This is a genomic window from Streptomyces sp. BK340, from assembly GCF_007827595.1.
In the GTDB taxonomy this organism is placed as follows: Bacteria; Actinomycetota; Actinomycetes; order Streptomycetales; family Streptomycetaceae; genus Streptomyces.
The window spans coordinates 50,873-64,732 of record NZ_VISR01000007.1 but is presented as its reverse complement, the minus strand read 5'-3'; the positions used below and the strand labels follow the sequence as shown (position 1 = coordinate 64,732).

Annotated in this window: 11 protein-coding genes; 6 read left to right on the top strand and 5 right to left on the bottom strand. The window is 70.7% G+C overall.

Features of this window, described 5'->3' with window-relative positions:
* Window positions 1–27: 27 nt before the first annotated feature.
* From FB157_RS15790 to FB157_RS15780, 4 genes are all read left to right on the top strand, one after another.
* Window positions 28–810 carry a LuxR C-terminal-related transcriptional regulator gene (locus FB157_RS15790; RefSeq protein ID WP_145880419.1) on the top strand — a complete coding sequence of 261 codons (783 nt, stop codon included), beginning with the start codon at window positions 28–30 and terminating at the stop codon, window positions 808–810.
* A gap of 305 nt (window positions 811–1,115) precedes the next feature.
* The gene (locus tag FB157_RS47305; RefSeq protein ID WP_222440939.1) at window positions 1,116–1,286 is read left to right on the top strand and encodes a hypothetical protein; all 171 of its coding nucleotides are present in this window, start codon (window positions 1,116–1,118) and stop codon (window positions 1,284–1,286) included.
* A 135-nt stretch (window positions 1,287–1,421) separates the two neighbouring features.
* Window positions 1,422–1,637 (top strand): DUF4177 domain-containing protein, encoded by a 216-nt coding sequence (locus FB157_RS15785; RefSeq protein WP_145880104.1) that lies wholly within the window; start codon window positions 1,422–1,424, stop codon window positions 1,635–1,637.
* Window positions 1,638–2,509: 872 nt separating this feature from the next.
* Window positions 2,510–3,694, top strand: coding sequence for a type III polyketide synthase (locus FB157_RS15780; RefSeq protein WP_145880102.1), 1,185 nt, complete (start codon window positions 2,510–2,512; stop codon window positions 3,692–3,694).
* Window positions 3,695–3,877: 183 nt separating this feature from the next.
* Here the strand turns inward: FB157_RS15780 and FB157_RS15775 are convergent, their stop codons facing one another.
* Window positions 3,878–6,046 carry a SpoIIE family protein phosphatase gene (locus FB157_RS15775; protein ID WP_145880100.1) on the bottom strand — a complete coding sequence of 723 codons (2,169 nt, stop codon included), beginning with the start codon at window positions 6,044–6,046 and terminating at the stop codon, window positions 3,878–3,880.
* Between the two features lie 297 nt (window positions 6,047–6,343).
* Window positions 6,344–6,766: a secondary thiamine-phosphate synthase enzyme YjbQ gene (locus FB157_RS15770; protein WP_145880417.1), complete on the bottom strand. Its 423-nt coding sequence runs from the start codon at window positions 6,764–6,766 to the stop codon at window positions 6,344–6,346.
* An 803-nt stretch (window positions 6,767–7,569) separates the two neighbouring features.
* Between FB157_RS15770 and FB157_RS15760 the strand changes: the two genes are divergently transcribed.
* Window positions 7,570–8,655: an NAD(P)-binding domain-containing protein gene (locus tag FB157_RS15760; protein WP_145880099.1), complete on the top strand. Its 1,086-nt coding sequence runs from the start codon at window positions 7,570–7,572 to the stop codon at window positions 8,653–8,655.
* Between the two features lie 12 nt (window positions 8,656–8,667).
* Here the strand turns inward: FB157_RS15760 and mltG are convergent, their stop codons facing one another.
* Window positions 8,668–9,570 (bottom strand): endolytic transglycosylase MltG, encoded by a 903-nt coding sequence (gene mltG, locus FB157_RS15755; protein ID WP_145880097.1) that lies wholly within the window; start codon window positions 9,568–9,570, stop codon window positions 8,668–8,670.
* 68 nt (window positions 9,571–9,638) lie between these two features.
* Window positions 9,639–11,441 carry an ABC transporter ATP-binding protein gene (locus tag FB157_RS15750; RefSeq protein WP_145880095.1) on the bottom strand — a complete coding sequence of 601 codons (1,803 nt, stop codon included), beginning with the start codon at window positions 11,439–11,441 and terminating at the stop codon, window positions 9,639–9,641.
* Window positions 11,442–11,556: 115 nt separating this feature from the next.
* Here FB157_RS15750 and FB157_RS15745 point away from each other — a divergent pair, with 115 nt between their 5' ends.
* The gene (locus tag FB157_RS15745; protein WP_145880093.1) at window positions 11,557–12,006 is read left to right on the top strand and encodes a MarR family winged helix-turn-helix transcriptional regulator; all 450 of its coding nucleotides are present in this window, start codon (window positions 11,557–11,559) and stop codon (window positions 12,004–12,006) included.
* Window positions 12,007–12,208: 202 nt separating this feature from the next.
* Here FB157_RS15745 and FB157_RS15740 read toward each other — a convergent pair whose 3' ends face one another.
* Window positions 12,209–13,834: a peptide-N4-asparagine amidase gene (locus tag FB157_RS15740; protein WP_261386331.1), complete on the bottom strand. Its 1,626-nt coding sequence runs from the start codon at window positions 13,832–13,834 to the stop codon at window positions 12,209–12,211.
* Window positions 13,835–13,860 lie beyond the last annotated feature (26 nt).

Genomic DNA, 13,860 nt, shown 5'->3' with positions numbered 1-13,860 from the left:
GGGCTGGGCAAGGCCTACGAACGTCTGATGGCGGTCGCCGTGACGGCGCTGCACGAACGGGAGCCCGGGCGTCTGTGGCCACTGCTGGGCACCGCGCTCACGGACTTGTGCGGCGGCGAGGCGGTCGTCCACAAACTGGACGACTGGAGCGAGGACGAGGGCACCGTCGGGGTGGCCCCCGACGCCGCCGCCACGGAACTGGGCCGTCTCCAGGACTCGGACCTGGCTCTGCTGCGCACCGGCTACCCTCTCGCCGACCACTACACGGCCCGGCCCGACCGGAGCCCGGTGACCGCGTACCGGGCGGCGGGCCGCGACTGGCCGGACAGTCCGACGGCCCGTCTGCTCGGTGACGTCCTCGACGTCGACCACGTGCTCGGCGTACCGCTGCCCGGAAGCAGCGCCCCGATCACGGGCTGCCTCGTCTACCGCTCCGGGACGGACTTCACCGACGACCACCTCACGATGGCCGAGCGCGCGCAGCCGTTGCTGGCCGGCGTGGAGCGGCAGCGGCGGCTGCTGGAGGAGTGGCGGCGGTCGCTGGCCCCGGCCACAGCGCCGGACGAGCTGGCGGCGGAGTGTGCGCTCACGCCCCGTGAGACGACCGTGCTGCTCCTGCTCGCCGACGCACTGACCGCCGACGCCATCGGCCGCCGACTCGGCATCTCGGCCCGCACGGTGCACAAGCACGTGGAGAACATCTACCGGAAGCTGGGCACCCGCGACCGTGTCGGCACGGTCCTGCGCGCTCAGCGACTCGGTCTGATCCCGACCCCGGGCACCCGGGGGTCGGGTGCCGGCCCTGCCTGATCGGCCACCGAGGAGCGGTCCCCCGGAAGCGACCAGATCCGAAGGGCTGTCAGCCGACTTGTCATTGGACAGGCCTCAGTTGCTCTCCTTCACGCAACTCGGCTGCCCGGACGGCGAACGGGACCGCCGACCGCTGGAGAGCGCCGCCGCCGTCGAGCGGACGGATCGTGCCGACAGCGCGGCCGAAGCGCCGCGGTGGATCGCGCCACCGCGGCGGAGCTGCCCGGCAGTCTGCCGGTCGCCTGTGCGGTGCGGGGCGGGGCGGCGGCCATCTGGTGGGGCTGCGCGATGGGCGGGTGGTGGAGGTGACCGTCACCGGTCCGCCGATCGTGCCCGGGCTCGCCGCGGCCGTCGTCCACGCGTTCCTGCGCCAGGGCCGTTCTCTGGCCGACGCGTTGCTGACGCTGCGGATCGGTGAGGTGCGGGACGAGGGCGTGGTGCTGCGACTGCGGTCCGCGCCTCCCGTCGTCGGCTGAGGTCCCGTATCCGTCGGCGAACTTCCGCGCCCGGATTGCCGCTGACCCGCACCCCGCCGTGCGGGGCGACGCCGAACGGTGATTGGCTGTCCCCGAATTCCGTCAGCCAGTCCGTCCACGGGAAGGGTCCCAGCCATGAGCAACCCCTACGCACTCGAGTACAAGGTCGTCACCTTCCGCGAGTCACTGATCGGAGACGCACTGGACAGCGACAAGCTGGAGAAGGTTCTGAACAAGCACGCCGAGGACGGCTGGGCCCTCAAGGCGATCACGTCCGCCGACGTCAAGGGCCGCATAGGGCCGGGTGCGGTCGAGGGCCTGCTGATCACTCTGGAGCGTCCGCGCCGCTGACAACTGCCGCTTCTTCGCGGCACGAAGTACTTCGTCTGCCCGTCCCGGCTGTCCGGCGGCAAGCGCCCAGTCTCTCGCGTCGGTCGCCGGACGTGAGCACTTAACCGTCCGACGCGTCGGACCGTATGAGTACACGAGTTGCCGGGCGAGGCAGCAACTCCACTCCGACCGCGATTCCACGTGCCGCCCGCTCGGGCCGGCCGATCGCATCGCCGGCTCGTCCCGTTCCCGGCGGCGGACAGCCGGACCGCCGCCGGGGCGCTACCCCTGGATGCCACCGCATCCACGAGGCCGAGTGCCTTCTCGACGCGCCCCGTCCTTTGCGGTCACATGACCCCCGGCAGTCCCGTCAACGCTTGCGCCGCCTCGCGAGATCGTCTCCTCCGACGAGGACGTATCGCCCGAGTGCTCGAAGCACAGCCGTAGGGAGTTGCCGAGGCCGGCCAGTACGGCGCCCTGATGACGACCGCCTGCGCCGGAGGCACAGTCCACCGCAGCGTGCTCGAACCCGATGGCCTGTCGCGGGCTGCCCGTGACTCCGCCGCCCGGCAGGACACCATCCACCGTCGCCCAGGTATCGCCCCCTCTGGCGGCAGTGCCCAGGAATCCTCCTGGCTGACGGCAGGTCAGGCATGACCTGTGGATCCGGTCCGGCCCCCCTGCTTCAGCGGTGTGTGCCGTGTCACGCCGCCCAAATGCCACCTAAGTTGTCTGCATCACAGCGGAAATGTCCATTTAGCGTCCATGCTCGAACCGGACAACAGACCCCGAAATGGGGCTTATCCGCAACCCCTTGGGCATGAAGCTCCAAAGTGACCCATGACACAGCACTCATGGCATTCCTGCTTTTTCCCCCGGAAAGGTGCACCATTATGTCCGCTTACCTCTGCCCTCCTGCCGTGATACACGGCGAGCACGCAGTCAAGACCAGCCAGATCGTGGCGGAGGTGCGCGACCGGCACCCGCACGCGGCATGGGCGCCGCGGATCGACGGCATCGCGGCCAGCACCGGCATCGAGACCCGCGGGTGGATGCTGCCGCTGGAGACCGCCGTCGCGCCGGGCAAGGGCAGCGGACTGCAGGCCGTCGGCATCGGGCCGGCCCAAGAGGCGCTGGTACGCGACGGGTTCACGCAGCAGGACGTCGACCGTGTGATAGCCGCCCTCGAGGCGATACCCACGCCGCAGACCGTCCAGGAGCGCACTGCGCCGGCCTGGGAGGCCGTGCAGTCCTACGGGGAGCGTGCGGCGCGCGGGGCCCTGCAGATCGCCGGGCTGGACGCCGCGGACGTCGACTGCCTGATCACCAGCCACTCCACCACTCCGGCGCTGCCGGGTCTGGACGTCGCCCTGTCCAACAGGCTTTCGCTCCGCAACGATGTGATGCTGCTGCCGGCCACGCAGTGGGCCTGCATCGCGGGGACCCGCTCCCTGGCGCTGGCGGCGGACCTCGTGGCCGCGGACCCCGACCGGGTGGTGCTGGTCGTGATCGCGGAGGCGCTGAGCACGACCTACCAGCCCGCGGACGACACCCTCGAGTCCCTGATCGTCCGGTTGCTGTTCGCGGACACCGCGGTCGCCGCGGTGGTCACGGGCCGCCAGAGGCGTGAGTCGGTGCTGCGACTGGACTCCGCCTGGCACCACACCCTGCCCGGCACCCAGGACCTGCACCGCCTGGACACCCGGTCGGACGGCACCCACTTCGTGATGGACCGGCGCGGGCCGCGCGCCGTACAGGAGACGGTCACCGCGATGTGGGAGTGGCTGCGCGTCCGTTACCAGGACGACCCCAGCTCCTGGCACCCCGACGTACTGCTCGCGCACCCCGGCGGGACCCGGGTGCTGGAGTACATGGAGCAGACGATGCCCGACGCGTGGCCGTCGGGGCTGCTGGACTACAGCCGGGACAGTTACACCACCGGCAACCGCGGAGGCGCCGCCGTGTTCGACATCATGCGGCGGGCACACGACGCCGGGCAGAAGCCGGGCAGTCGCGCCGTCCTGTACGCGGCGGCACCGGGCCTCAGCGCCACCGCCCTGGAGGGGGAGTGGCTGTAGTGCGAGCCCACCCCACCCGGACCGGGGAACGGGCCGCCCGCATCACCGGTCACGACACCGGTACTCGACACCGGTCCTGCTGAGGGCGCCGTACGTACCGGCGGTGGCGCCGGCCGACGGGGGGCGCCTCCCGTACCCTCGCCGCGCTCTCCTGCGCCGGCCGTGCCCCCGCCCTCAGCCGCGTCACCTGGCGACTTCCGCCCAGACCACCTTGCCGGTGTCCGTCCACCGCACCCCCCACCGGGTGGTGAGCCTGTGCACGATGTACAGGCCACGACCGCCGTCGTCGAGGAGGCCGCCCCGGCTCAGCCGTGGCCTGCCGTTGCCGGTGTCTCCCACCTCGCACAGCAGTCCGTGACCGGCCCTGATCAGCCGTACCGTGATGGGACCGGTGGCGAAGCGCACCGCGTTCGTGACCAGCTCGCTGATCAGCAGCGACACGTTGTCCTGGGTGTCGCCCCTGGTGCGCCATTGCCGCAGCAGCGCGGAGACCTGCGCGCGGGCACGGGCGGGTGCGTCGTCACGGGCGGGCAGCCGCCAGGTCGCGGTGTCCCCCTTGCGGTAGCCGATCATGCGAGCGAGCAGCAGGGTCACATCGTCGCGGTGGCGCACGGGCGCCATCGCGGAGACGACGTGCCGTGCGGCCTGCTGCAGGGTGTCCCAGGGGTGCACCGTGGACACGACCTGAGCAAGTCTGGCGATGCCCTCGTCGATCGACAGGGCAGGATCCTCCACCAGCCCGTCGGTGTAGAGGGCGAGCAGGGAGCCCGGGGGCACGTCGAACGTGTGCACATCAAACGGCTCCCGGAGCGCGAACTCGGCTCCCAGACCGGGATGGGGGCTGACCGGCAGCGGGCCCGCGTGCCCGTCCGGCGACACCAGGACCGGAGGGAGATGGCCGGCACTGGACAGCGCCACACGGTGGCTGACCGGGTCGTAGAGGACGATGCAGCAGGTCGACCCGAGGGCGCTGTAGCCGGCCGCCAGCCCGGAGTCCGCGTCGTCCAGCAGCGACACGGTCTCGTCCAGGTGCTCCAGCACCTCGTCGGGCGCCAGCCCGGCGGACAGCAGCGCGCGGGCCTCCATGCTCAGCTGGCCCATGGTCGCCGCGGCTCCCAGGCCGTGCCCGACGACGTCACCGACCACCAGCGCGGTACGGCCGTCCGAGAGCGGAAAGCTGTTCACCCAGTCGCCGCCGACGCCCGCGCTGTCGGGGGTGGCGGGCTGGTAGACGCTGGCGATCTCGACGGTGTCGCCGCCGCTGCGGGGCAGCAGCCGGCGCTGCAACGCCAGCACCTGCGTGTGCTCGCGCTGGTGCTGACGGGCCAGGTCGACGTGGTGGACGGTCCTGGCCACCAGTTCCTGCAGGTCGAACAGCTCGCTGTCGCGGAAGGGGGAGTCCGCCCGCCGCCAGACCTCCGCCACGCCCAGCACGACGGGCGGGGCGCCGTCCAGGACCAGCGGTATGCAAGCCACGCCCGCCGACCGGTCACCGGGCACCAGGGCACGCATCACTCGCGGACTGCCGAGTACCCGCTCGACCGCCTCCCGGTCGGGTATGACGATGGCCTGCGGTGCATCGTTCCGCTGTACCGCCTGCGCCAGCAGGCGGCTCGCGTCGCTGGGAAGATCGTCGCCGGTGGTCACGTAGCCCTCGGGCCACGCCCGGTCCGGCACCAGAGCCGCCCGGCGCAGCCGGATGCGCCCCTGCGCACGGTCGGTGACTCCCTCACCCGTCCACACGGCGAAGTCGAGGTCGACGGCGGCCACGTCTCCCCAGGCCAGCAGGGACTCCGCCAGCGACTGCGCGGTCTCGCCGATGTCCAGCGAGGTGCCGATCGCGGTCTCGGCGGCGTACAGGTGCAGCCTGGTGGCCATCGCGATCACGGAGACGGTCAGGCCTTCGTGAGGCACCGCGGCGGGCAGGATGCTGAGCGAGACCACCAGCTCCGACCCGTCGCGGCGCCGCAGGCGCTGGATCCGGGCGACGTGCGCTTCACCGGTTTCCAGGACCTGCCGCAACCGCCGTGTGACCGTCGGTACGTCCCCGGGCGGCAGGAGATCGACGAAAGGGCTCCCGACCACGGCGTCCAGACCCTCGAACACGGGGGCGTCCAGATTGCAGCGGGTGATTCGCAGGTTCCTGTCCAGGTTGACCGCGCCGAGAATCTGATCCTGACCGCCGACCGCCGAATTGTCGGGTACGCGTCGACCTATGGCGTGGTTGCCCTCTGCCTCGGCAGGACCGGCGGCCGCTGCCGCTGCCGCTCCGCCGCTCGGGATGTAGCGCCCCAGGGCGCTGCTCACCAGGTCGAACGGCGAGGAAGACGAAGGCGAGGGTGTGGAGTCCATGCGGCTCTCTCAGCAATCCGGCACACCTCATTGAATAACACTGGGAGTCGCTTCGCCCACATCAGCGGATCACGCGGTGAACGCGGACAGTGAGGAATCCCGCGGCGTCCGCACAGGTGAGGTCCGGGCACGTCCCGTCGTACCGGGTGTTCCGGCTTCATGACGTGCTGATCCGCACCGAGCGGGCGGGAACGCAGGACCGTCCGCGTCACGCCGATTCCGTCACCCACAGCACGACGTTCGACGTGGCCGATCAGCGGCCGACCGGCGAAAGTTGCGCCTCGGGAGGCAGGAAAGTCACCCCAGGAAGCTCAACCGCACCCGACGCTCCGTGTTGTCGGTGTTCGTGTCCACGAGACACACCGACTGCCAGGTGCCCAGCTCCAGTTGGCCGCCGATGACCGGAAGGGTCGCGTGCGGCGGGACGATCGCGGGCAGGACGTGGTCGCGGCCGTGGCCCGGGCTGCCGTGCCGGTGCTGCCAGCGGTCGTCGGCGGGGAGCAGGGTGTGCAGGGCGGCCAGGAGGTCGTCGTCGCTGCCGGCACCCGTCTCGATGACGGCGATGCCGGCAGTTGCATGAGGCACAAAGACATTGAGCAGGCCGTCGCGGCCGCCCGCCACCTCACGCAGGAACTCCGCGCAGTCGGAGGTCAGGTCGACGACCCGCTCCCGGGAACCGGTGGCGACGTGCAGCATCCGAGTGGTGAAGGCATCTGACATACCTCCATCCTGGCCCATAAACCGGGGTTCCCATGGCGTGGCGCGACAGCTTCCCGGTACGTGAGGTCCAGGGGCGGGAGACCGTTGACCGTGGAGCGCGCCGCGGGCCCTGTCTGCATGGTCGGGGACTCGGTCTTCGGGCTGACGAAGTGCCCGGTCCCGGCCGCCCGGCGTCGGCTCGGTCCGCCAACGAGCCCTCAGGACGCCGTCGTTGTCAGGCATGACAGCAGTGCACAGCGGCACACGTTCACCCGCATACAAAGGCAGGAGTGCGGCAGCGCGGGCACCGGACATTCGGGCGGTCAGTTCGGCGGACCCCTACTCGTCGGCGACGGCACTGTGGATGAGGCCGTCGTCGTCCTGCCATACGCCTTCGACAAGGCCGTCAGCGGGCAGGGCTCTCAGGACGGCGCCGACATCGGTGGACAGAGGTGGCCAGACAGCGAGACGGGCCCGGGGAGCCAGTGCGACGCGAACCGAGTCGATGGTGTCGCTCGTGAGGTGGTGCCATCGTGAGGCGCCCAGCCGGTTTCCGCGGCGAACGCCGCGACCGCCTGAAGACAGGCCGCCTCGACCTCGCCGTGGTCGCTGACAGCGTCCTCAGAACCGGTGTAGTGGCCGTGTTCGTCACGGTCAGCGGGGTCGTACCTGGTGACGCGGTACACGTGGGTCAGCACGGCCCCATCCTTCCGCACAGGCCCGTCCGAACCCGCCCGCTCGGCGCGATGTCCTCTGCCACGAGTCGCCGGTTCCCCCACCGAGTGCCCGGGAAGATCCATGACCACCTCACTGTTGGTGGAACCGTGAACGAATTGCGCGAGGTCGAGGTAGTGGTCACAGGCGCTGGTCAGGCCGGTCTGTCCAGCGCCTATCACCTGCGACGCACCGGCTTCGAGCCGGACCGCGACTTCGTGGTGCTGGACCACTCCCCCGGCCCGGGCGGCGCCTGGCAGTTCCGCTGGCCGTCGCTGACGTACGGCAAGGTCCACGGGATGCACTCCCTGCCCGGCATGGAACTGACGGACGCCGATCCGGCCCGGCCCTCGGCGGAGGTGATCCGCGAGTACTTCGACCGGTACGAGCGCACCTTCGACCTGCGGGTACGGCGCCCCGTCGACGTCCGCGCCGTGCGCGAGGGCGACGACCGGCGACTGCTCGTGGAGACCTCGGACGGCAACTGGTCCACCCGGACGCTGATCAACGCGACCGGCACCTGGGACCGGCCGTTCTGGCCGCGCTACCCCGGTCAGGAGACCTTCCGCGGACGGCAGTTGCACACCGCGCAGTACGCCGGCCCCGAGGAGTTCACCGGGAAGCGGGTCCTGGTCGTCGGCGGCGGGGCGTCCGGTACCCAGCACCTGCTGGAGCTGGCCCCGTACGCGGCCGCCACCACCTGGGTCACCCGGCGGCCCCCGGTCTTCCGCGAGGGCCCGTTCGACCAGGAAGCGGGCCGCTCGGCAGTGGCACGGGTGGAGGAGCGGGTACGGCAGGGCCTGCCGCCGAGGAGTGTGGTCTCCGTCACCGGACTTCCGCTCAACGACGCCATCCGGCAGGGACTGGCCGAGGGGGTCCTGGACCGGCAGCCGATGTTCGACCGGATCACCCCGGACGGAGTGGAGTGGAACGACGGCCGGCACGTGGACACCGATGTGATCCTGTGGGCAACCGGCTTCCGGGCCGCGCTGGATCACCTCACGCCTCTTCGGCTGCGCGAACCGGGCGGCGGGATCCGGATCGACGGGACCCGCGCGGTCGCCGATCCGCGCATCCACCTCGTCGGCTACGGCCCCTCGGCCAGCACCATCGGCGCCAATCGGGCCGGACGCGCGGCCGTACGGGACATCGCGCGGCTGCTGGCCGAAAAGCCGGTCGAGCCGGCCGCCGCGTGATGTCCCGCCGGCTCAGCGGGGCGGCTGCGTGGCCGGCAGCCGCTGCGGGCTCCCGCTGGGCTGCTGGGGCTGCTGGGACTGACCCGACGACTGGTGCGCGGCGTTGAACTCGGCCACGTTGCGCACGTGCTCGGAGTAGTCGGCGGTGAAGCGGGTGTCGCCCGGCCTGATCGTGACGAAGTACAGCCAGTCGCCGGGCGGCGGGTTGATCGCCGCACGCATCGCGTCCTCGCCGGGGTTGTCGATCGGTGTGGGCGGCAGCCCCATGCGCTGGTAGGAGTTGTACACGCTCTCCATGCGGGTGTCGTCCAGGCTGGTGTGCACGGTGTTGCGGTTCAGCGCGTAGTTGATGGTGGAGTCCATCTGCAGCGGCATGCCCCGCTGCAGCCGGTTGAAGATGACCCGGGCCACCCTGCCCATGTCGGCCTTGGTGGCTGCCTCGGCCTGGACGATGCTGGCGATGGTGACGGCCTGATAGACGTTCACCGCGTTGAGCTGGGCCCCGGCCGCGACCGGCGCCCCCTTGAACTTCTTGTTGGCGGTGTCGACCATGAACCGCAGCAGCGACTCGGGGGTGGCACCCTTCTCGACGGGATAGGTCGCCGGGAAGAGGTAACCCTCCGGGTTGCCCGCGGCCTCCTTCGGCAGCTTGAGGGCAGCCTTGTCAAGTGACTTGCGGGTACTGCCCTGGGGCAGCCCGAGGGCCCTGTCGACGGCGTCGTAGATCTGGTTCGCGCGCCAGCCCTCCGGGACGACCAGCATGGGGGGCTTCGCCTCCACGTGACCGCTCTCCCGAGTCAGCAGCGGCACCGCCACGGCGGCGGTGCCGGCCAGGGCGGCGCCGGACACGACGAGGAGGAACCTGCCCCGGCGCGTCAGTCGCATCGTGCTCCGTCGCGGAGTGTTCATCTGCATACAGGCACGTTAATACGCATATCGCTTAAAATCCGACATATCGTCAGCTTGTCGGCTACGGTTCCATGTCAGCCCGCAGGCTCCAGCTGGGCATCCCTGCGCACCAGAGCCGCATAGCGGCCGTCCAGCTCCAGCAGCTCCTCGTGCGTACCGCGTTCGGCAACCCTGCCGGAGTCCAGGACGACGATCTGGTCGGCACCGCGGACGGTGGACAGGCGGTGGGCGATGGTGAGGGTCGTCCGGTCGGCCGACAGGGCGTCGATGGCGTCCTGCACCGCGGCCTCGGTGCGGTTGTCCAGGGCGCTGGTGGCCTCGTCGAGTATGAGCACGGGCGGGTCGCGCAGGATGGTACGGGCTATCGCGAGGCGCTGCTTCTCGCCGCCGGAGAAGCGGTGTCCGCGTTCGCCGACGACCGTGTCATAGCCGTCGGGCAGCGCGGCTATGTGGTCGTGTATCTGGGCGGCCCGGGCTGCCGCGTGCAGCTCCTCGTCGGTGGCGTCCGGCTTGGCGAAGCGGAGGTTGTCCGCGACCGAGGCGTGGAAGAGGTACGTCTCCTGCGAAACGACGCCGACCGCGCGGGCGAGGGTGTCGAAGTCGAGGTCGCGCACGTCGACGCCGTCTATGGTCACGCGGCCGCCGGTGACGTCGTAGAGCCGGGGCACCAGATAGCCGAGCGTGGACTTGCCTGCGCCGGTCGGGCCGACCACCGCCAGGCTGCCGCCGGCCGGGACGGTGACGTCGATGCCGTCGATGACGGGGCCGCCCTTGCCGTCGTAGCGGAACTCGACCTGCTCGAAGCGGACCTCACCCTTGATCGTGTCGAGGTGGACCGGCTCCTCGCGCTCGGTGATGTCGATGGGCAGGTCCAGGTACTCGAAGATGCGCTGGAAGAGCGCGAGGGAGGTCTGGATCTGGACGCCGGTCGCCAGCAGGCTCACGGCGGGGCGGAACAGGCCCTGCTGGAGGGAGACGAAGGCGACGATGGTACCGAGCGAGACCTGTGGGCCGCCGAGCTGGAGAGCCAGGCCGGCGGTCCAGTAGATGACGGCGGGCATCGCGGCCATGACGATCGTGATCACGGCCATGCGCCAGCGTCCGGCCATGTTCGACTTCACCTCGAGGTCGACCAGACGCTCGGACTCCTCGGCGAAGGACAAGGTGAGGGAGTCGGAGCGACCCATGGTGCGGCCCAGCAGGATGCCGCTGACGGAGAGCGACTCGGTGACCGTGGCAGCCATCGCGGCCATCTGCTTCTGGCGTTGGGTGGTGATCTTCTTGCGTTCGTTGCCGACGCGGCGGCTGATCCACACGAACACCGGCAGCAGGAGCAGCGAGACGACCGTCAGGCGCCAGTCGAGGGCGACCATCGCGACGATCGTGGCGACCACACTGGTGGCGTTGGAGACGAGAGAGGTCGCCGTGGAGGTGACGGTGGCCTGCATACCGCCGATGTCATTGGCGATGCGGGACTGCACCTCGCCGGTGCGGGTGCGGGTGAAGAAGGCGAGCGACATGCGCTGCAGGCGGCCGTAGACGGCGGTGCGCAGGTCGTGCATCACGCGCTGGCCGACAGTGGTCGAGATCAGCGTCTGGAGCACGCCGAAGACGCTGGACAGGACGGCGCTGAGGATCATGCCGAGCGCGAGCAGGCTCAGCAGGCCGGTGCGGCCGTCGGGGATCGCGACGTCGAGGGTCTCCTTGAGGAGGAACGGCGTGGCCACCGAGACCAGCGAGGATGCACCGACGAGAAGGCCGACGATCGCGAGCCGCCCGCGGTAGGGACGGAAGAGCTTCAGGATGCGGCGCACCTGCCGGGGCTGTTCGTCGGCGTCGGCAGGCGGGGTCCAGGAGGGTTCACGGTCGGGGTGCATGGGCTCCTACGGAGGTGAGCGGGCGCCGGCCCAGGGTGCGGCCGACGATGGCGAACGGATCGTAGCTCATTGTTACCTATACTCACAATGAACGGCATCCTGATATTGTTCCCGCATGACCACCCCCGATCCCGAGGGCCTGCTCGCCGAGCAGCTGCTGCGGCTCACCCGCCGGGTGCACCGCATCCAGAAGCGCCACCTGGAGCGGCGTGACCTGGGCATCACGCCGGCCCAGTCCCGGCTGCTGCGCACCCTCGCGCACTACGGCTCGCCTCCGCGCATGGCCGACCTGGCCGAGCGCCTGGAGGTGGTGCCGCGTGCGGTGACGACACTGGTCGACGGGCTGGAGACGAGCGGCAAGGTGCGGCGGGTGCCGGACCCGACGAACCGGCGGGTGACCCGCATCGAGCTGACGGACGAGGGTCGGGCCACCCTGCGCGAGCTGCGTGGAGCGCGCCGCTCGGCCGCCGCGGAGATCCTGGCTCCGCTGACGGAGAAGGAGCGCGAGGTGCTGGGCGTGCTGCTGGACACCCTGATCGACGGAGAGGCCGCCAAGCCCTGCTGAACGGCCACGACCCCCGCTCCAGGAGGTCGAAGCGGGGGTCGCGTGCGTGTGCGGACGCGGGTCGGCCGGGCCTCGACGGTGAGCGGCAGCCGATCCACCCGGACGCCTTCCGGCCACCTGCCACCTGCCACGGCGATGCCGACGCCGACCACAGAACACCTGCGGCGAGATCAGTCGGGTGACGCAGCCCGCACCGCCGCCTTCAGCAACGGCTGCGGTCCTCCGTCAGCACCCCTTGGACCGAGGTCAGCGAACGGTCGTGGCAACCGTCCGAGCCGGTGAGGCGGTAGCGCTCGCTCGACGTGCCGACCGCATGCCGCTGGTCGCGCGGGACGTTGATCGTGTACGCCGCGTCGCCGCTGTAGGTGTCGTCGAACCGCGACCACCCGGTGCGCCGGCCACCCTGCCGCTCCACGACCGTCGCCCGGTCGCCGAGGTCCAGCACGGTGCGCAGCCGGTCGTTCGCTCCCAGAGTCGTGGCGCCGTTCATGGTGTAGGTCCGGTGCGTGTGCCTCGTTCGCGCCGGGCCCTGCCCGTGCACGTTCACCGTCTCGTCGTCCGTCCAGGTCGCGTCGAGCCCGTCCGTGTTCTCGCCGTCGGTCCAGCGGTGCGCGGAGGTGTTCGCGAGCGTGCGGGTGACGGTGGTGGTCACGCGGCCGTGCGAGGTGTTCAGGTATCCGGAGACGGTGAGCCGGTGGCCCGCCTCGGTGTCGACGCGGTTCTCGGAACCGGGTGTGTAGGTCGAGGAGTTGGCGATGTCGCTCGCCCGGTCCGTGGTGAGGGCACCGGTGACGTGGGCGCGGTTTGCGTCCTGCCAGACCAGGACGTTCACGGGGGCGCTCCAGCCGGACTGCCCCGCGGGCACTCCCACGACGGAGACTTCGACGCGGTGCGGGCGTCCGTCGTTCAGGAGTCCGGCGAAGGGCGTCAGGTCGTACTCGACGGGCCTGACGTCGAAGGCGTGCGGGGCCGGGATGACGTACCAGAGGAAGGGGTTGGACCAGCCGCCGGTCCACACGTTCGGGAACGGCGCGGCGATTCCGGCGAGTTGCCCGTCGACCTTGATCTGCACCTCGCGGTACGGCCCGTGGTCCGCCTTGCAGGAGTACGACGCCGGGTCGGCCACGGTCAGGTACCAGAACTCCTCGCAGCCACCGCCGGATCCGGTGGCGTACACCTCGGCGACGATGCGCTCGCTGTTGCGCGGGGTGGTGAGGGTCGTACCGTCGGGCGTGTCGGCCAGGGTGAGGACGCGGTCGGGCGCGGGTGTCTCGGCGCGGCCCGCGTAGAAGGTGAGCGTCACCTTGACGTCGATGACGCCGGTGTAGGTGTCGTCCACGACGTTTCCGATGAGCATCTCGACCTCGTGCGGGCCGTGGAAGGTGTCGCTGTATCGGGTGACGTCCTTCTCCACGTGCCACTCGATGCCGTCCGGCGACGGCTCGGGCGTGGAGGTGCGCAGTATCTCGACGCCGCCGACGTGCAGATAGCCGAGGCGGTCGTACTGACGTCCCTTCACCTTGCCGTCGAGGCGCAGGACGACCTTGCTCCAGCGGTCACCGCAGCCCTGGGGCGGTGTATAGGCTCCCCGGTAAGGGGTGAAGTCACGGAACTGGGCCTCGGCCAGGGTGACCTGGCAGGACTTGGTGTGCGGACGGTCGACGGGCGGGGCGGCGGTCACCGGGTCGTGCCAGTCTGTGCCGAACTCGGCCGGAACGCCCGTGGTTGCCTGGGGTGCGGCTTGCGCGGCAGTGACCCCGGTGCCGAAGAACGTGCCCGCCAGGAGGGTCGCTCCGGCGAGCATGGACATGACTATCCGTCTTCTCATGGCCGGTGTTCTACGGGCAGTCGGGG